Origin of the sequence: Parasalinivibrio latis, from assembly GCF_036825535.1 — a bacterium.
GTDB classification, from domain to species: domain Bacteria; phylum Pseudomonadota; class Gammaproteobacteria; order Enterobacterales; family Vibrionaceae; genus Parasalinivibrio; species Parasalinivibrio latis.
This window is the reverse complement of the sequence record NZ_CP098812.1, coordinates 2,684,848-2,700,032: the sequence shown is the minus strand read 5'-3', so window position 1 is coordinate 2,700,032 and position 15,185 is coordinate 2,684,848. Positions and strand designations below refer to the sequence as shown.

The following is a 15,185-nucleotide window of genomic DNA, read 5'->3' as shown; positions in this document are numbered from 1 at the left end:
GGCATCCGCCGGGTTTCTTCTATCTTTCTGTTTTTCTTTCCTCCACCCGGTTACGAGTGGTACTGCTCGCAGGCGAGTAAGGTATTTTCAATCAGGCTGGCAACCGTCATGGGGCCAACGCCACCCGGTACCGGCGTGATATGGCTGGCGCGCTCGCGGGCGATATCATATTCCACGTCCCCAACCAATTTGCCATTGTCCAAGCGGTTGATACCGACATCAATGACAACCGCACCTGGTTTAATCCATGAACCCGGAATAAAGCCCGGTTTACCAACCGCCACGACCAGAATGTCAGCCTGGCGCACATGGCCTTCCAAATCCTGGGTAAAGCGGTGACAGGTGGTGGTGGTACAGCCGGCCAAAAGCAATTCCATGGTCATTGGGCGACCGACAATGTTTGATGCACCGACCATTACCGCATGCTTGCCGCGGGTTGCGATGTTGTATCTCTCCAAAAGAGTGACAATGCCTTTCGGAGTACATGAACGAAGCTTTGGAATACGCTGGCACAGGCGACCGACGTTGTAGGGGTGGAAGCCGTCTACATCTTTGTCCGGGCGAATGCTTTCCAGTACTTTGGTGTCGTCAATACCGGCAGGCAGGGGAAGCTGGACCAGAATTCCATCGATGGTGTCATCGTTGTTCAATTGCTCGATGAGGTCGAGCAGCTCTTTCTCTGCGGTGGTGGCAGGAAGGTCAAAAGACTTGGAAACAAAACCTACCTCTTCACAGGCTCGGCGCTTGCTGCCGACATACACCTGGGATGCCGGATCTTCGCCTACCAGGATTACAGCCAGGCCCGGCGCACGCAGCCCGGCGTCTTTACGCGCCTTAACCCGTGCGGCTACTTCTTGACGAACTGTTTGGGAAATTAGTTTTCCATCAATGATTTGCGCTGCCATGTCTTTCCTTCGGCGTTAAAGAGGGGGAACTGAATTGCGCGCTATTGTCGCAAAAACAGATGACATTTTCTATTGCGCAAACGTTTTCGTCAGGTTGGGTTGGCCAGATTTTAACGTTTTCCACTTTTTACACGTTAAGTTGCGAACGACGAGCCCTGTTAAGTACTTCTTGTTATTACATTCTGGTAACGTAAACAACGAAACCAAAAAAGGAGAGGCAAATGCAACTCAGTGCCGAAGATGTCAGCAGATACTTGCCTTGGGACAGGTTGATTGATGCATTGGACAAGATTTTTACCAGTAACGCCTGTGCGCCGCTCAGGCATCACCACAACGTACCTGTACCGGGAACTAAAGACGCTACCATGCTGTTGATGCCAGCATGGCTGGAAGGGGAATTCGTTGGCGTAAAACTGGTTAATGTTTTTCCGGGCAACAGTGAACTTGGCTTACCGGGACTGAGCAGCAACTATACCTTGAGTTGCGGGAAAACCGGGCGTCCGTTGCTTCAATTGGACGGAAATGAACTGACAGCAAGACGGACTGCAGCGGCTTCCGCACTGGCATCCCGTTACCTTTCCCGTGAGTCATCTAAAGTCATGCTGATGATGGGTGCCGGGAGGATGGCGAGGAAACTTATTCCGGCGCACCGTTCTGTCCGGGACATTGACGAAATCTGGATCTGGAACCGCAATGAGGCGGCGGCTCAAAAGCTGGTGGATGAGCTGGCTGAATCTGGTGTGGAAGCCCATCTTTGCAGTCAGGGGAAACTTGAACAGGTTGCTTCCCGAGCCGATATCATAAGCTGTGCGACACTGGCTGAGACCCCAATTGTATCCGGCCAGTGGCTTAAACCCGGCGCGCATCTCGATCTTGTTGGCAGTTTTACGCCTAAAATGCGCGAAGCAGACAACCTTACCATGCAAATCGGGCATATTTTTGTCGATACCCGCTATGGTGCGCTGCATGAAACCGGGGATTTGATTACCCCATTAAAGGAAAATGCGATCACAGAAATGGATATTCTGGCGGAATTCGCGGATCTGTGCGGCGGCAGGCACCGGGGAAGGAAAGCACTGGATAACCCAGATGAGGCGATCACGGTATTCAAGTCTGTCGGCGATTCCAGGGAAGATCTTGCCGGGGCGATGCTGGCCTACCAATCCTGCACGTCACAAGGCGTATAAGCGGTGGCTGAGCATGACTCAATCCCCGAAAGCCGGCACGTAGCTGTTATCGGAGCCGGTATTGTCGGTCTGTGTACGGCGCTTGAGCTGCAGCGTGCCGGGTATCTGGTGACACTATATGACGGGCTACTTCCCGGACATGGCGCATCATTCGGCAACGCCGGGTATATTGCCACCGAATTGATTGAACCGCTTTCCTCCCTGGCTACTCTGCGAGCCGCCCCCAGGATGCTGCTTGATCCTAAAGGGCCGCTGGCGCTTCCGGCAAAGCACCTCATCAATGTGATCCCCTGGCTGGTAAAGTTTATAGCTGCCGCACAACCTTGCCGGGTTGAGAGTAGCAGGCAGGCTTTGGCCAGCCTGAATGGCGGGGCAGTTGCAGCCTGGAAACGCTGCCTTAGCGATACCGGCGGAATGGAACACTTGAAACGTTCCGGGTATCTGCTGCTTTGGGAATCGGAGAGACGCTACCGGGAGGCGGTAGAGAAGCAGAAGTTCCTTGCGTCGAGAGGGATCCACTCCCAGTTGGTAAACCGGGATGATATCGGCGTTTTGGAGCCAGACTTGGGAGAAAACGTCAGTCATGGGCTGTTATTCAATGATGCATACCAGGTCAGTGAACCGTTTCTGCTTTGCCAGCATCTTTTTGCCGTGTTCTCACAAAGGGGAGGGAAATTTGTAAACCGGAGAGTCACCAGTTTGGGTGAATCGAACGGGAGAGCTGAAATTTTATCAGATGCTGGAAAGCTCCTTTTTGATTACGCCGTCGTGGCGGCAGGGGCGTGGAGCAGGGAACTGCTTCAATCCACAGGTATTGATGTTCCATTGGAAGCTGAACGCGGTTACCACCTGACGTTGAGTGCAGAAGACGTGCAACTTAACCGGCCGATAGGTTCAGTAGAGAGAAAGTGCGTCCTCTCACCGCTTTCATCGGGAATCAGAATCGTCGGGATAACTGAGCTGGGTGGGCTGTCCCTTGAGCCGGTTAAACACCGTTTCAATGCGCTTTGGCACCACATGAAAGGGTTGTTGCCCGGACTCTCAGGAAAACGGGGTACATGCCAAGAGTGGATGGGACACAGACCGACGCTGCCAGACTCACTGCCTGTTATTGACCGCCATCCCCTGTACCCTCGGATACTCCTGGCATTCGGAAACCAGCACCTTGGCCTTACGCAGGCGGCAGTAACAGCGGAAGTCCTTACGGGCTTGCTCACTGGTAATCAACCCCAGATAGATCCTGCCCCGTTTACCGTTATGCGGTTTAAATGAAAAAGGGGCAGGTAATCTGGTTACCTGCCCCTTTGTTCTTTAATTCTTACCGGTTATGCCGCACTCAGATTTGGCATATGGCGACGGTCGCGGAAGTATACAATGATCATGTATACCGCTGTGCTTATCATGCAGGCCGCGAGGTAAACCATGATGCCGTGCTTGCTTTCAAACACGTTGTCTGCGAGCACAGGGCCGATAACCGAACCGACGCTATAGCTCAGGAGCAGGACTTCGGTTGCTGCAACGATCTGAGCCTTGGTCAATGTAGTACAACCGTGTGTGATGGCAATCGGGTAGAGGGCGAACACGGCCGCTCCCAGAACCAGCAGGGCACCCGCCATCACGGCATAGTTTTGCGAAATAACCGCGACTGCCACTGCACCGCTGCCGATAATGCAGAACATAGCCATCAGCAGTACCTTGCTCATCCGGCCGGACAGGTAGCTCACCACCGGCTGGACGACCATACCCCCAACCACAACCAGGGCCATCAGGGCACCTACTTGCTGGTGGTCAGCCACGCGCATGTTCAGGTATACCGGCAACAAGCCGTAAACCGCACCCAGTGTCAGGCCGGATACCAGACAGCCGATATAGGCGGCTTTGCGCAGTTTTTTAAGCTCGGAAAAGCTGATTGAAACATGACCGACATCCTGGGGCTCTCCGTGTTTGAAGAACAGTGGAGGCAGAATAGCCAGCGCAATCAGAACCCCGACAAACACGTAAGGCATCAGGCCTTCGACGCCAATGTAACCGATACCCAGCTGGCCCAGGGCGTTACCGCCGTACAGTGATGTCATATAGAAGCCAAGGCGTTTGGCTCGCTGCTTGTCATCATCTGCCATCAACAGCCAGGATTCCACCACCACGAAAATACCTGCTACCGCTACACCTGCAATAAAGCGGGAAACCAGCCAGACGCCCTGGCCGGGAACAGCGGCCATCGCTGCAATGGTTGTCAGCAATACAGACAAAAACAGGACAAAAGCAGCGCGGTGTTTCATGGCCCCGACAATACGGGCGCTGAAGGTCGCACCGAGCAGCAAACCGCCATAAAACGCACTGGCGAGCCAGGCAGCCAGGTGCGGGGGCATTTTCAGCGGAGCAAGCGCGAGCGGGATAAGGCTCATCAGGTAGCCTGCAGCAACAGCAAACAGGCTAAGGCTGATAACAGGAACCCAAGGCATTCCGGCTGGGCGTGCAGGCTCCATGCTTACTTCGTCAGCATTTAAATTCATTAACTTACTCGCAGAAAAATGCACCGCTGAGGTGGATAAAAGATGGTCAGAGCGGGCGCACTATGCATGTCGAAGGCGGGTAGGTAAAGCGAGGGAATTTTGTGATCTCGATAAAGTTTTTTTATCGAAGCCAAGTGGCTGAAAAAGGCCTGTTTAAGGCCTTTTTACCAAGCGGTTGCGCTTCTTTTTCCATCTGGCATGAACACCCTGGCGAAGGGTGGAGAAACTGTTTTCGATAAGGTCCATTCCAACCAGTATAAAGAGGGCAAGCAGGCAGATAATAAAGGCTTGGCGTTCGTATCCCAATGCTATGGTTAACCCCAGGCTTGCCATCAACCAGACCGCGGCAGCTGATGTGACCCCATGGATCTGTCCATCGCGTGCCATCATCACTCCCGCACCAAGAAAACCGACGCCGGTAATGATTTGGCCCAGTACACGGGCGTGGTCGAGGGAAGTTTCAGATAATGACATGGCCAGGCGCATAAACAGGTAGGTACCGAGAATAATGAGCGTAGCGGTGCGGATACCTACAGGCTTACCGCGAATCTGGCGTTCAATTCCAAGGATCCAGCCACAGGCGGCGCAGGTCAGAATGCCTATCCAGGTAAAAGGGGTTATATCAAACCAGGCGGCGAACTGCAGGCTGCCACTCTGTAATGAAGCGTCCATCAATTTGGCACAGACTTAAAAAAGGTGCTGCAATATCTTATGAAAGCGGTTTTTTGGCAAACTCTTTTTCATGCCAAAATGTAACCTATTGATGGGGTTATGCCTCAATTTTGACCACTTAGCACAGTAAAGCCGGGAAAACCGTTGACGCAAGGGGTGGGGTCTTTATAATTCTCACCGCACAAGCAGTGCGCCCTTAGCTCAGTTGGATAGAGCAACGGCCTTCTAAGCCGTGGGTCACAGGTTCGAATCCTGTAGGGCGTGCCACGCATTCTGAAGCCTCGGCAAATTGCCGGGGCTTTTTCGTTTCAGTCGCGAGCTATTCGCTGTGAGTAGCGAGCATTTCCAACTATCTGTTGATACACCATGTTGTTGTCAACAGGCTTGTCTCGCATCTCGCATCTCGCATCTCGCATGTCTCCCTTTCCAGTCATCTTTGACGGAAAATTTTCCATTCCGGGTATAACCCGCTCGTTTTCTCATTAGATGAGAAAATAGTCGCAAATTGTTCGTGATTTCATCCCTTTGCTTGTTGTCTGTGCTGGAAAATTCAGCTAACGTAAAATTATTATTTGTAATATGTAATACAAATAATGCAAGCACAACACATTCTCACGGTGAATGCATTTAATAAAGGGACGCCTCGCTGGCACAAGAAACCCGCCAAAACAGCATTTTCCAGAGAAAAAACAACCATAAGAAAGCAGAAAATTTACATTTTTTAATCATTAAATCAAAGGCTTGCTCACCATGCTTTTTGTTGGTGAAAGCCTTGCCCGAGAAGGATAGTACTTATGAAAGGAATTTCTCTTGCTGCGGCGATCGTTGCCGTCGTTTCCGGTTTCTCATTTAGTGATAATGCCAGCGCGGCAGATCATTTTGTCACTATAGGTACAGGTGGACAGACAGGGGTTTACTACGTTGCCGGGCAATCAATCTGCCGCTTTGTAAACCGCGGTGCCGATGCCCACCACATCAAATGTAATGCACCTGCCAGTGGTGGTGGCGTGGCTAACGTAAACGGCCTTCGCAGTGGTGAGTACAACTTCGGTATTATGCAGTCTGACCACCAGTACAAGGCACTCAACGGTGCTGCTCCTTTCCATAACCAGGAAGCGATGAAAGACATCCGCGCTGTGTTCTCACTGCAAAGTGAAGTGTTTACTGTCTTGGCTCGCAAAGACGCGAATATCACCAGTTTTGAAGCGCTTAAGGGCAAGCGTGTAAACATTGGTAACCCTGGTTCAGGCCAGCGCGATACCTTTGAAGAGATCATGAAAGCCAAAAGCTGGAACAGCGACGTGTTCAGTCTGGTATCTGACCTGAAACCTGCTGAGCAGGCGTCAGCGATGAGCGACAACAACATTGATGCGATGAGTTATTTTGTCGGCCATCCAAATGGTGCCATCCAGGAAGCTTCTACCACGACAGATGCCGTTTTGGTTCCGGTATCAGGCCCTGAAATTGATGCACTCCTTAAAGAGAAAACCTATTTCACCAAGGCAGTGATCCCGGGTGGTATGTACCGTGGCAACCCGGAAGATACCCAATCAATTGGCGGAAAAGCGGTACTTTCTACCACGGCAGAAACAGATCCTGAGTTGGTATACCAGCTGGTGAAATCGGTTTTTGACAACCTTGACCGCTTTAAGCGCCTCCACCCAGCATTCAAGGATCTGAACGAAGCAGAGATGATCGACGCAGGCCTGACAGCACCATTGCATGACGGTGCAGTACGTTACTACAAGGAACGTGGCTGGATTTAATCCTCCCTCACGTGAACTGAGCAACCGCAGCCCCCTATAGGGTGCGCTGCGGTCTATCCCTCCGAGTTGTAAGAGAAAAGTTTATGGATAAACCGATGTCTCCCTCAGAGATGCCGACGTCGGCTGAAGAGCTGATTGCCCAGGATGTCGGCGCCCGGCTTCCTGCCGGTATGATGGCAAAAACCATTGCCGGGCTTGCACTGCTCTGGTCCTTGTTCCAGTTGTGGATTGCGTCCCCATTGCCGTTTATTTTCGGCGTTGGTGTCATGAACGATACTGAGACCCGTGCCATTCACCTGGGCTTTGCCCTGTTGCTGGCGTTCATGGTTTTCCCTGCCACCAAACGTTCCCCGAGAGACCGGGTTCCGTTGCTGGATTGCACCTTTGGCCTTATTGCCTGTGCATCATCGCTCTATCTTTTTGTGCTGTATGAAGCACTGGTCCAGCGCCCGGGTATGCTGACAACTGAAGATTTTGTCACGGCATTGATTGGTATCCCTCTTTTGCTTGAAGCTGCCCGCCGCGTCCTTGGCCCTGCATTGCCGGTAATTGCTCTGGTGTTTTTGGTATACAGCCTTGCCGGCCCGTGGATGCCGGGGCTGCTGGCTCACCGGGGCGTCCAGCTCGAAGCACTGGCAAACCACCAGTGGATCACCACCGAAGGTGTTTTCGGCATTGCGCTTGGCGTATCCACCAGTTTTGTTTTCCTGTTTGTCCTGTTTGGTGCGTTGCTCGAGAGGGCCGGGGCCGGGCACTATTTCATCCAGCTGGCATTCAGTATACTCGGCCACCTGCGCGGCGGCCCGGCAAAAGCGGCGGTTGTGGCTTCGGGCCTGACCGGCTTGATTTCCGGTTCATCCATTGCCAACGTGGTGACGACAGGTACCTTTACCATCCCGATGATGCGCAAGGTGGGATTCAGTCCGGAAAAAGCCGGGGCGGTTGAGGTTGCTTCCTCTGTTAACGGGCAAATCATGCCGCCGGTGATGGGGGCTGCTGCGTTTTTGATGGTGGAGTATGTAGGTATCCCGTATGTGGAAATTATCAAACATGCTTTCCTGCCTGCGGCTATCTCTTATATTGCCCTTTTGTATATCGTCCACCTTGAGGCACTCAAACTGGGTATGGAGCCTATCGACTCCGCCCGCTCTAAACCCTGGCTTGCCCGCCTGACCGGTTTTGCCTTTGGTACGGCCCTTATCTCCGGTGGGTCCCTTGCTGTTTATTACGGGCTGGGCTGGCTTAAACCGGCGCTGGGCGACTTTGCTATTTATGGCGTTGGGACGCTGCTGGCAGTTGCCTACCTTGGGCTGCTGAAAGTGGCTGCCAACAATGAACCCTTGCCGGCTGAAGACCCGGATGCACCGCTCGACAGTCTGCCGGATACCTGTTCCGTGCTGCTGTCCGGGCTGCATTTCCTGCTGCCGGTGGTGGTGCTGGTGTGGTGCCTGATGGTAGAGCGTCTTTCTCCGGGGCTGTCAGCCTTCTGGGGCTCAGTGATCCTGATAGTAATAGTGCTGACCCAGCGCCCATTGCTTAACTGGATGCGCAAGGATGGCAAGCATGACTACGGTACCATGGAAGATGGCTTTATCGATCTGCGAGAGGGGCTGATCGCCGGCGCCCGCAATATGATTGGTATCGGTATAGCGACAGCGACTGCAGGTATAATTGTTGGTGCTGTTTCCCAGACCGGTGTCGGCCTTGTGCTTGCCGATCTGGTGGAAATGCTCTCCATGGGCAACTTGCTGTTAATGCTGATACTGACAGCAGTTCTAAGCCTTATCCTGGGCATGGGGTTGCCGACCACGGCGAACTATATTGTGGTTTCCAGCCTGCTGGCACCGGTTATTGTAACCCTTGGCCAGCAACATGGCCTGATCGTCCCGTTAATTGCCGTTCACCTGTTTGTGTTCTACTTCGGCATCATGGCAGATGTGACGCCACCTGTAGGGCTGGCCTCTTTCGCCGCCGCAGCCGTGTCGAAGGGCGATCCGATTAAAACCGGTATTACAGCGTTCTATTACAGCCTGCGTACTGCGGCTCTGCCGTTCCTGTTCATTTTCAATACCGATTTGCTGTTGATAGATGTGGACTGGGCACATGGCATTGCCATCTTTGTGGTTTCGACGGTAGCAATGCTGATTTTCGCCGCCGCAACCCAAGGCTGGTTTGTCACACGTAACCGCTGGTATGAGGGGATCCTGTTACTTGTGGTGGCATTTACCCTGTTCCGTCCGGGGTTCTGGGTAGATATGGTGGTTGACCCTTACCGGTCATCGAACCCTGCGCATTTGGCCAAGACTCTGGACCCGCTTGAGGCCGGTGATGTATTACGCATGCGTATCAAGGGGGAAGACGCAGTCGGTAAGATGCGTGAGTTTTCGGTGCTGTTCTCCGTTCCGGAAGGTGAAACCGGGCAAGACAAGCTGGATGCCCTGGGGATCATGACGTACCAGGATCAGGGAAATACACTGATCGATATCGTCACATTCGCCAGCCCGGCAGAAGCGGCTGGCCTGGAGTTCGATCAACAGATTGTTGATGTCCGCATTCCTGTCGAGCAGTTCCGCAAGGAATGGTTGTGGCTGCCGGCGTTGCTCCTGTTCGGTGCGGTATACCTGATGCAAAAGCGCAGGGTTACCAAGCAAGAACCGGATGCAGGGAAAATACGGGTTTAGGAATCAGCTGCGAATGTAGAGCGGCGAGAAGTGCGTAAATGCAGTTCAACACATTAGTGATAAAAAGCATCAGCCTGGCACAATGCCGGGCTGATTTTTTCTGTCTGTCTTTTCCCGGAACCCAGGACCTTTTTTCCCGGTATCCTGCGGTTGAATCTGCTTAAATCGCTTTCGCCAGCTTTTTCATCTGGGTGCCCATAAAGATAAAGCTGATGCCTTCAAACAGCAGGGACACGCCAATAAAGGTGCCCAGCAGGGTTAGTGAGAACTCAGGATCGTCCAGCATACCGAAGAAATACCAGCCAATCACAAAGGACAACAGGCCACTGGCAGCAATCCAGGGCCAGCCACCGACATTTCGGTTGCTTACTGCGAAGATAATACGGGTGGCACCGTTTACCATGATGATAAAGACCATCAGGCCGGTGATAGTAAAGAGACCGGCAACCGGTTTGAACAGGAGCAGCAAGCCACCCACGATATAAAGGGCTGAACTCAGTACATACCACAGTTTGGATTTCCACTGGTGGATACGGAAGGTATGCATCGCCTGGAAAAAGCCGCTGATAATGAAAAGGCTGCCGATCAGGGCGGTAAGGGTGATACCGGCAATCATGGGTACGGTCAGTGCGGCAAAACCGGTCAGAAGCGTGATGATGCCGACAGCAAGGAACCACTTCCAGCTGCGGGTCAATTGTATACCTACAATCGGGCTTGTCATTGTTATGTCTCCGGATGAAGAGGGCTGGAAGACCAAAAATGCTGCCGGAAACACCCGTGTCTCACGGCTTGGCCTTCATCATGAAAAGTTGCATTTTCTTGATAGCATACTCCTGTGAACTTGCTTTCCGGGTGGTGAAATTTGTAATCTAAATATTCCCAATTGTTCGGCACTTCGCTCGTATAAGTGGTTGACTTTCGTATTCAATCACCAGAATGCCTCATAATGAAAACAACAGGATAATTTAACCGCACACTTGGTGTGGTTTAGCGCGGCCATGGAGGATTAATGCGCATTTTCGCCGAGCTTTTTTGGTATTTCAGGCAGGAATGGAAACGTTATACCGGTGCTGTATTTTTGCTTGTCCTGGTTTCCCTGTTCGAACTGGTTCCGCCAATGGTGGTCGGAAAGCTGGTGGATGCGACTGTTGACGGCTCTGTGACTCCCGGCTACCTGCTCGGACTGACGGGGGGCATGGCATTGCTGTGGAGCATCGTTTACTGGTTGCGGGTGCAGTGGCGTATCTGGCTTTTCGGTGCTGCTGCGCAGTTAGGATCCGAGCTTCGCAACCGGCTTTTTCGCCATTTTGTGATTCAGTCCCCCCGTTTTTTTAACCGCTTCCGTACCGGTGACCTGATGGCGCGCACCACCAGTGATGTCAAGGCGCTGGTGGCAACAGCCGGGGAGGGGGTGCTGACCGCGGCTGACTCCCTGTTGCAGGGCATTTCAGTAATGGTGGTGATGTCCTTTTTCATCAGTTGGGAACTGACCATCCTCGCCCTGCTGCCAATGCCGGTGATGGCGATACTGGTCAACCGCTATGGTGAGCAGCTGCACCACCGTTTTTCTGCCTCCCAGGCTGCATTTGCCTCATTGTCAGAACAGACCCAGACCAGCCTTAACGGTATCAGAATGATCAGGGCATTCGGGCTGGAAAAACGCCAGCAGGCCGCCTTTGACAAAGCGGCCGATGTAGCGGGTGAGCACACCATGTCGGTAGCGGAAATAGATGCCCGGTTCGACCCCGTTATCTATGGCACCATTGGCGCATCTTTCTTCCTCAGCGTATCCGGCGGCGGCTACATGGTAGCTGGTGGGCAGTTGACTCTCGGAGAACTGACCGCCTTTACCATGTACCAGGGGTTAATGATCTGGCCAATTCTGGCTATCGCCTGGCTGTTTAATATCCTTGAACGAGGCTCTGCAGCGTGGAAGCGGATCCGGGAAGTACTGGATACTGAACCGGATATTGTCGGTGGGAAAGAAGATTTGCCATCCATGCCTGCCACATTACAGATAGGCATCGATAACATGACATGGAACGGCGACAGCGAGCCGGTGTTGCTGGGAATCCATGTCACTCTGGAACCCGGCCAAATGCTGGGTATTGCCGGGCCGGTTGGCAGTGGGAAAAGTGCATTGCTTGCGTCGCTGTTGCGGTTTGAGGATTTGAAAGAAGGCAACATAACCTACGGGGGAGTCTCTGTCAGGGAGGTTGATCTGGGGACGTGGCGCGGGAAATTTGCCGTTGTCAGCCAGACGCCGTTTCTGTTCTCCCGCACCATTGCGGAAAACATTGCATTGGGGAACCCGGATGCACCGGCTGAAGAGGTAAGGGAAGTTGCCCGTATGGCCTGCATTGATGAAGACATTGCCCACTTGCCGGACGGATATGGAACCCTGGTAGGGGAGAAGGGTATCACCCTGTCCGGTGGGCAAAAACAACGTATCGCCATCGCCAGGGCACTGCTGCTCAATGCCGATATTCTTATCCTGGACGATGCCCTCTCTGCCGTTGATGGCAGAACCGAACACCGGATCCTGGAGAACCTTCATACCGCAACACGAAAACAGACGGTGATTGTCATCGCTCACCGCCTGTCTGCACTGGAAAGTGCGGATGAAATTATCGTGCTGGATAAAGGCCGGGTCAGAGAGCGTGGCCAGCACCGGGAATTGGTAGCAAGGGGCGGCTGGTACCATGATATGGATAAATATCAGCAGCTTGAGGCTGCTCTGGAGGAAGCATGAGCAGTACGACCGATGCGATAACGCAGGACGGAATCACCGGGCTTCTGAAAGATACCCGCAAAACCACCATCCTGAAGCGGCTGCTCTCCTTTCTTTGGCAGGACAAGCGTGCTTTTTTCACCGCCTCGGCAATATTGCTCCTGGCGGTTGGCATGGACGTGGCCGGACCCTGGATAGTCCGTGTCTTCCTCGATGATTACGTCTCGAAAGGTTACTACCCGCCAACGGTACTGTGGCTCCTAGCGGTAGCCTATATAGGTGCCACCACCGCGTCGGCGTTGCTGCACTACTACCAGGGGCTTCGTTTCAGCCGGCTATCCATCAATATTGTCCAGCGCCTGCGCAAACAGGTTTTCAGCAGTGTGCTGAACCAGCCGCTGTCCGGGTTTGACTATGTGCCATCTGGCAAGCTCGTCTCAAGGATCACCAACGATACCGAGTCACTCAAAGAGCTGTACGTCAATGTGATTGCAACATTTATTGCCAACCTGGTGCTGATAGTGGTGATGCTGGTGGCAATGGCGTTGCTCAATATCACCCTGACCCTGATTGTGGCGGCATTGCTGCCGGCAGTCATTTGGGTAATGTGGCGTTACCAGCGTAAAAGTACACCGCTTTTTGCCCAATCCCGTGACTTACTTGCAGATATCAACGGAATGATGAGTGAGTCTATCCAGGGAATGACCCTTATCCAGTTGATGAGGCAGGAAAACGGGTTTTCTGACCGATTTGCCGGGCTGACAGGCAGCCACCTAGCCACTGATATGAAAATTGAGCGGCTGAACGGTATCTGGCTCCGGCCGCTTATCGATCTGCTTTCGGGTTTTGCCTTACTGACCATTGTCGTTATCTTCGGGTTCAGCGGCACGGAGGTCATTGGTGTCGGGGTGCTGTACGCTTTCCTCAGCTACCTTGGCAGGCTGACAGAGCCGCTTATTGCTTCCATGCAGCGAATGGCGCAGGTTCAGCAGGCCATCAGTGCCGGGGAACGGCTGTTTGAGCTGGTGGATACCCCCGGGCAACGGTATGGCGACTCGCAAGCTCCCCTGGCATCCGGAGAGATAAAGGTGCGGGACGTCCATTTCTCCTATGACGGCAAAGTGGATGTACTGAAAGGGATAAGTTGCGACGTCAGGCCCGGTGGTTTCCTTGCACTGGCCGGGCACACCGGCAGTGGGAAAAGCACGCTGGCTTCCTTGCTGATGGGCTTTTACCCGGCTGGGAAAGGAGAGATCCTGCTGGGTGGGCAACCCCTGATGTCACTGAGCCATAATGTGCTCAGGCAGGGTATCGCCCTGGTGCAGCAGGATCCCCACGTGCTTTCAGACAGCGTACGGGAAAACATTACCCTTGGCCGGGACACGGATGATGCCATGGTCTGGAAAGCACTGGAGACAGTTGGTCTCACTTCCTACTTCCGGGCACAGAAAAACGGGCTGGACACGTTGTTGGGAGAGGGCGGTGTCACACTGTCAGCCGGGCAAAAACAGCTCCTTGCTTTGGCACGCGTGATGGTTGAGCAGCCTAAGATTCTGATTCTGGATGAAGCAACGGCCAATATTGATTCGGGCACGGAAGAGAAAATTCAGCAGGCGCTGGCGGCGATGCGCCATGCCATGACCATTGTTGTCATCGCGCACCGGCTTTCAACCATCATTGAAGCAGATGAAATTGTTGTCCTGCACCGTGGGGAAGTGGCGGAGCGGGGAAGCCACCAGAGCCTTCTTTCCCACAAGGGCCGTTATTTCCAGATGTATGAAATGCAGAGGTTAAAAAGGGGAAGGGTTTAACCTTCCCCCGACATGATCCTGGTACGCCTTAGCCGCGTCTCATCAGGCCTTCCTGCACGGCAGATGCAACAAGCTGGCCGTTCTGGTTATAGATTTCACCGCGTACCAGACCCCTTGCACCGCTTGCTGACGGGCTGTCGATAGCAAACAGCAGCCACTCATCCAGACGGAATTCACGGTGGAACCACATGGAATGGTCGATAGTGGCGACTTTCATTTTCGGCGTCATCAGTGTCACTGCATGTGGCTGGAGGGCAGTAACCAGGAAGCCCCAGTCAGAGGCGTACGCCAGCACGTACTGGTGGATGCGGTAGTCATCCGGCATGGTGCCACGGGCCCGGATCCACAGGTACTGCTTTGGCTCCATGGCTTTGGGATCCAGCGGGTTCTGGACGTATACCGGGCGAACTTCAATCGGTTTGTCATAGCCAAAAATCTTTACCACTTTCGGTGGCAGTTTGTCGGCCATTGCCTGAATGAGTTGATGCTCAGACGGAATACCTTCCGGCCCAGGGACATCCGGCATGTTGTTCTGGTGGTCAAACCCTTCTTCCAGGGCCTGGTACGAAGCAGTCAAGTAAAAAATCGGTTTACCGTTCTGAATCGCCTTGATACGCCGGGTGCTGAAACTGCGCCCGTCACGCAGGGTTTCAACATCATAGACAATCGGCTTTTCCGGATCGCCGGGCAACAGGAAATAACTGTGGAAAGAGTGGACGAAGCGGTCCGGCTCAACTGTTGATTTAGAGGCAGAAAGTGCCTGGCCAATCACCTGGCCGCCATAAACTTGAGGAAGGCCAAGGTTTTCACTATTTCCACGGAACAAACCCTGCTCAATGGGCTCTAAGTCAAGAAGAGTGAGAAGCTGGTTCAGTTCTTTACTCATAAACTCGATTACACTCGTTAGGTTTTCGGGCAA

At 53.2% G+C, this 15,185-nt stretch carries 11 protein-coding genes and 1 tRNA gene; 7 read left to right on the top strand and 5 right to left on the bottom strand.

The window, feature by feature from the left end; translation table 11 throughout:
• Window positions 1-50: 50 nt before the first annotated feature.
• On the bottom strand, window positions 51-905 hold the full coding sequence (gene folD / locus NF212_RS12475; protein ID WP_434356081.1) for a bifunctional methylenetetrahydrofolate dehydrogenase/methenyltetrahydrofolate cyclohydrolase FolD: 855 nt from the start codon (window positions 903-905) through the stop codon (window positions 51-53).
• Between the two features lie 221 nt (window positions 906-1,126).
• Between folD and NF212_RS12470 the strand changes: the two genes are divergently transcribed.
• Together NF212_RS12470 and NF212_RS12465 are read left to right on the top strand one after the other, a co-directional pair.
• Window positions 1,127-2,092: an ornithine cyclodeaminase family protein gene (locus NF212_RS12470; protein WP_434356080.1), complete on the top strand. Its 966-nt coding sequence runs from the start codon at window positions 1,127-1,129 to the stop codon at window positions 2,090-2,092.
• Window positions 2,093-2,095: 3 nt separating this feature from the next.
• Complete coding sequence (locus NF212_RS12465; protein WP_434356078.1) at window positions 2,096-3,364, top strand: NAD(P)/FAD-dependent oxidoreductase; 1,269 nt, start codon at window positions 2,096-2,098, stop codon at window positions 3,362-3,364.
• A 53-nt stretch (window positions 3,365-3,417) separates the two neighbouring features.
• Here NF212_RS12465 and NF212_RS12460 read toward each other — a convergent pair whose 3' ends face one another.
• On the bottom strand, window positions 3,418-4,605 hold the full coding sequence (locus tag NF212_RS12460) for an MFS transporter (protein WP_434356076.1): 1,188 nt from the start codon (window positions 4,603-4,605) through the stop codon (window positions 3,418-3,420).
• 153 nt (window positions 4,606-4,758) lie between these two features.
• Window positions 4,759-5,277: an MgtC/SapB family protein gene (locus NF212_RS12455; RefSeq protein WP_434356074.1), complete on the bottom strand. Its 519-nt coding sequence runs from the start codon at window positions 5,275-5,277 to the stop codon at window positions 4,759-4,761.
• Window positions 5,278-5,467: 190 nt separating this feature from the next.
• Between NF212_RS12455 and NF212_RS12450 the strand changes: the two genes are divergently transcribed.
• From NF212_RS12450 to NF212_RS12440, 3 genes are all read left to right on the top strand, one after another.
• A tRNA-Arg gene (locus tag NF212_RS12450) sits at window positions 5,468-5,544 on the top strand.
• A 527-nt stretch (window positions 5,545-6,071) separates the two neighbouring features.
• The gene (locus tag NF212_RS12445) at window positions 6,072-7,043 is read left to right on the top strand and encodes a TAXI family TRAP transporter solute-binding subunit (RefSeq protein ID WP_434356072.1); all 972 of its coding nucleotides are present in this window, start codon (window positions 6,072-6,074) and stop codon (window positions 7,041-7,043) included.
• A gap of 83 nt (window positions 7,044-7,126) precedes the next feature.
• Window positions 7,127-9,724 (top strand): TRAP transporter permease, encoded by a 2,598-nt coding sequence (locus NF212_RS12440; RefSeq protein WP_434356070.1) that lies wholly within the window; start codon window positions 7,127-7,129, stop codon window positions 9,722-9,724.
• A gap of 160 nt (window positions 9,725-9,884) precedes the next feature.
• Here NF212_RS12440 and NF212_RS12435 read toward each other — a convergent pair whose 3' ends face one another.
• Window positions 9,885-10,445 (bottom strand): HdeD family acid-resistance protein, encoded by a 561-nt coding sequence (locus tag NF212_RS12435; RefSeq protein WP_434356068.1) that lies wholly within the window; start codon window positions 10,443-10,445, stop codon window positions 9,885-9,887.
• A 288-nt stretch (window positions 10,446-10,733) separates the two neighbouring features.
• Between NF212_RS12435 and NF212_RS12430 the strand changes: the two genes are divergently transcribed.
• Both NF212_RS12430 and NF212_RS12425 read left to right on the top strand, forming a co-directional pair.
• Window positions 10,734-12,476, top strand: a complete 1,743-nt coding sequence (locus tag NF212_RS12430) for an ABC transporter transmembrane domain-containing protein (protein WP_434356066.1) — start codon at window positions 10,734-10,736, stop codon at window positions 12,474-12,476.
• Window positions 12,473-14,266 (top strand): ABC transporter transmembrane domain-containing protein, encoded by a 1,794-nt coding sequence (locus NF212_RS12425; RefSeq protein WP_434356064.1) that lies wholly within the window; start codon window positions 12,473-12,475, stop codon window positions 14,264-14,266. The genes NF212_RS12430 and NF212_RS12425 overlap by 4 nt, the downstream gene beginning before the upstream one ends.
• A gap of 28 nt (window positions 14,267-14,294) precedes the next feature.
• Here the strand turns inward: NF212_RS12425 and tesB are convergent, their stop codons facing one another.
• Window positions 14,295-15,152, bottom strand: a complete 858-nt coding sequence (tesB, locus tag NF212_RS12420; RefSeq protein ID WP_434356062.1) for an acyl-CoA thioesterase II — start codon at window positions 15,150-15,152, stop codon at window positions 14,295-14,297.
• Window positions 15,153-15,185: the final 33 nt, after the last annotated feature.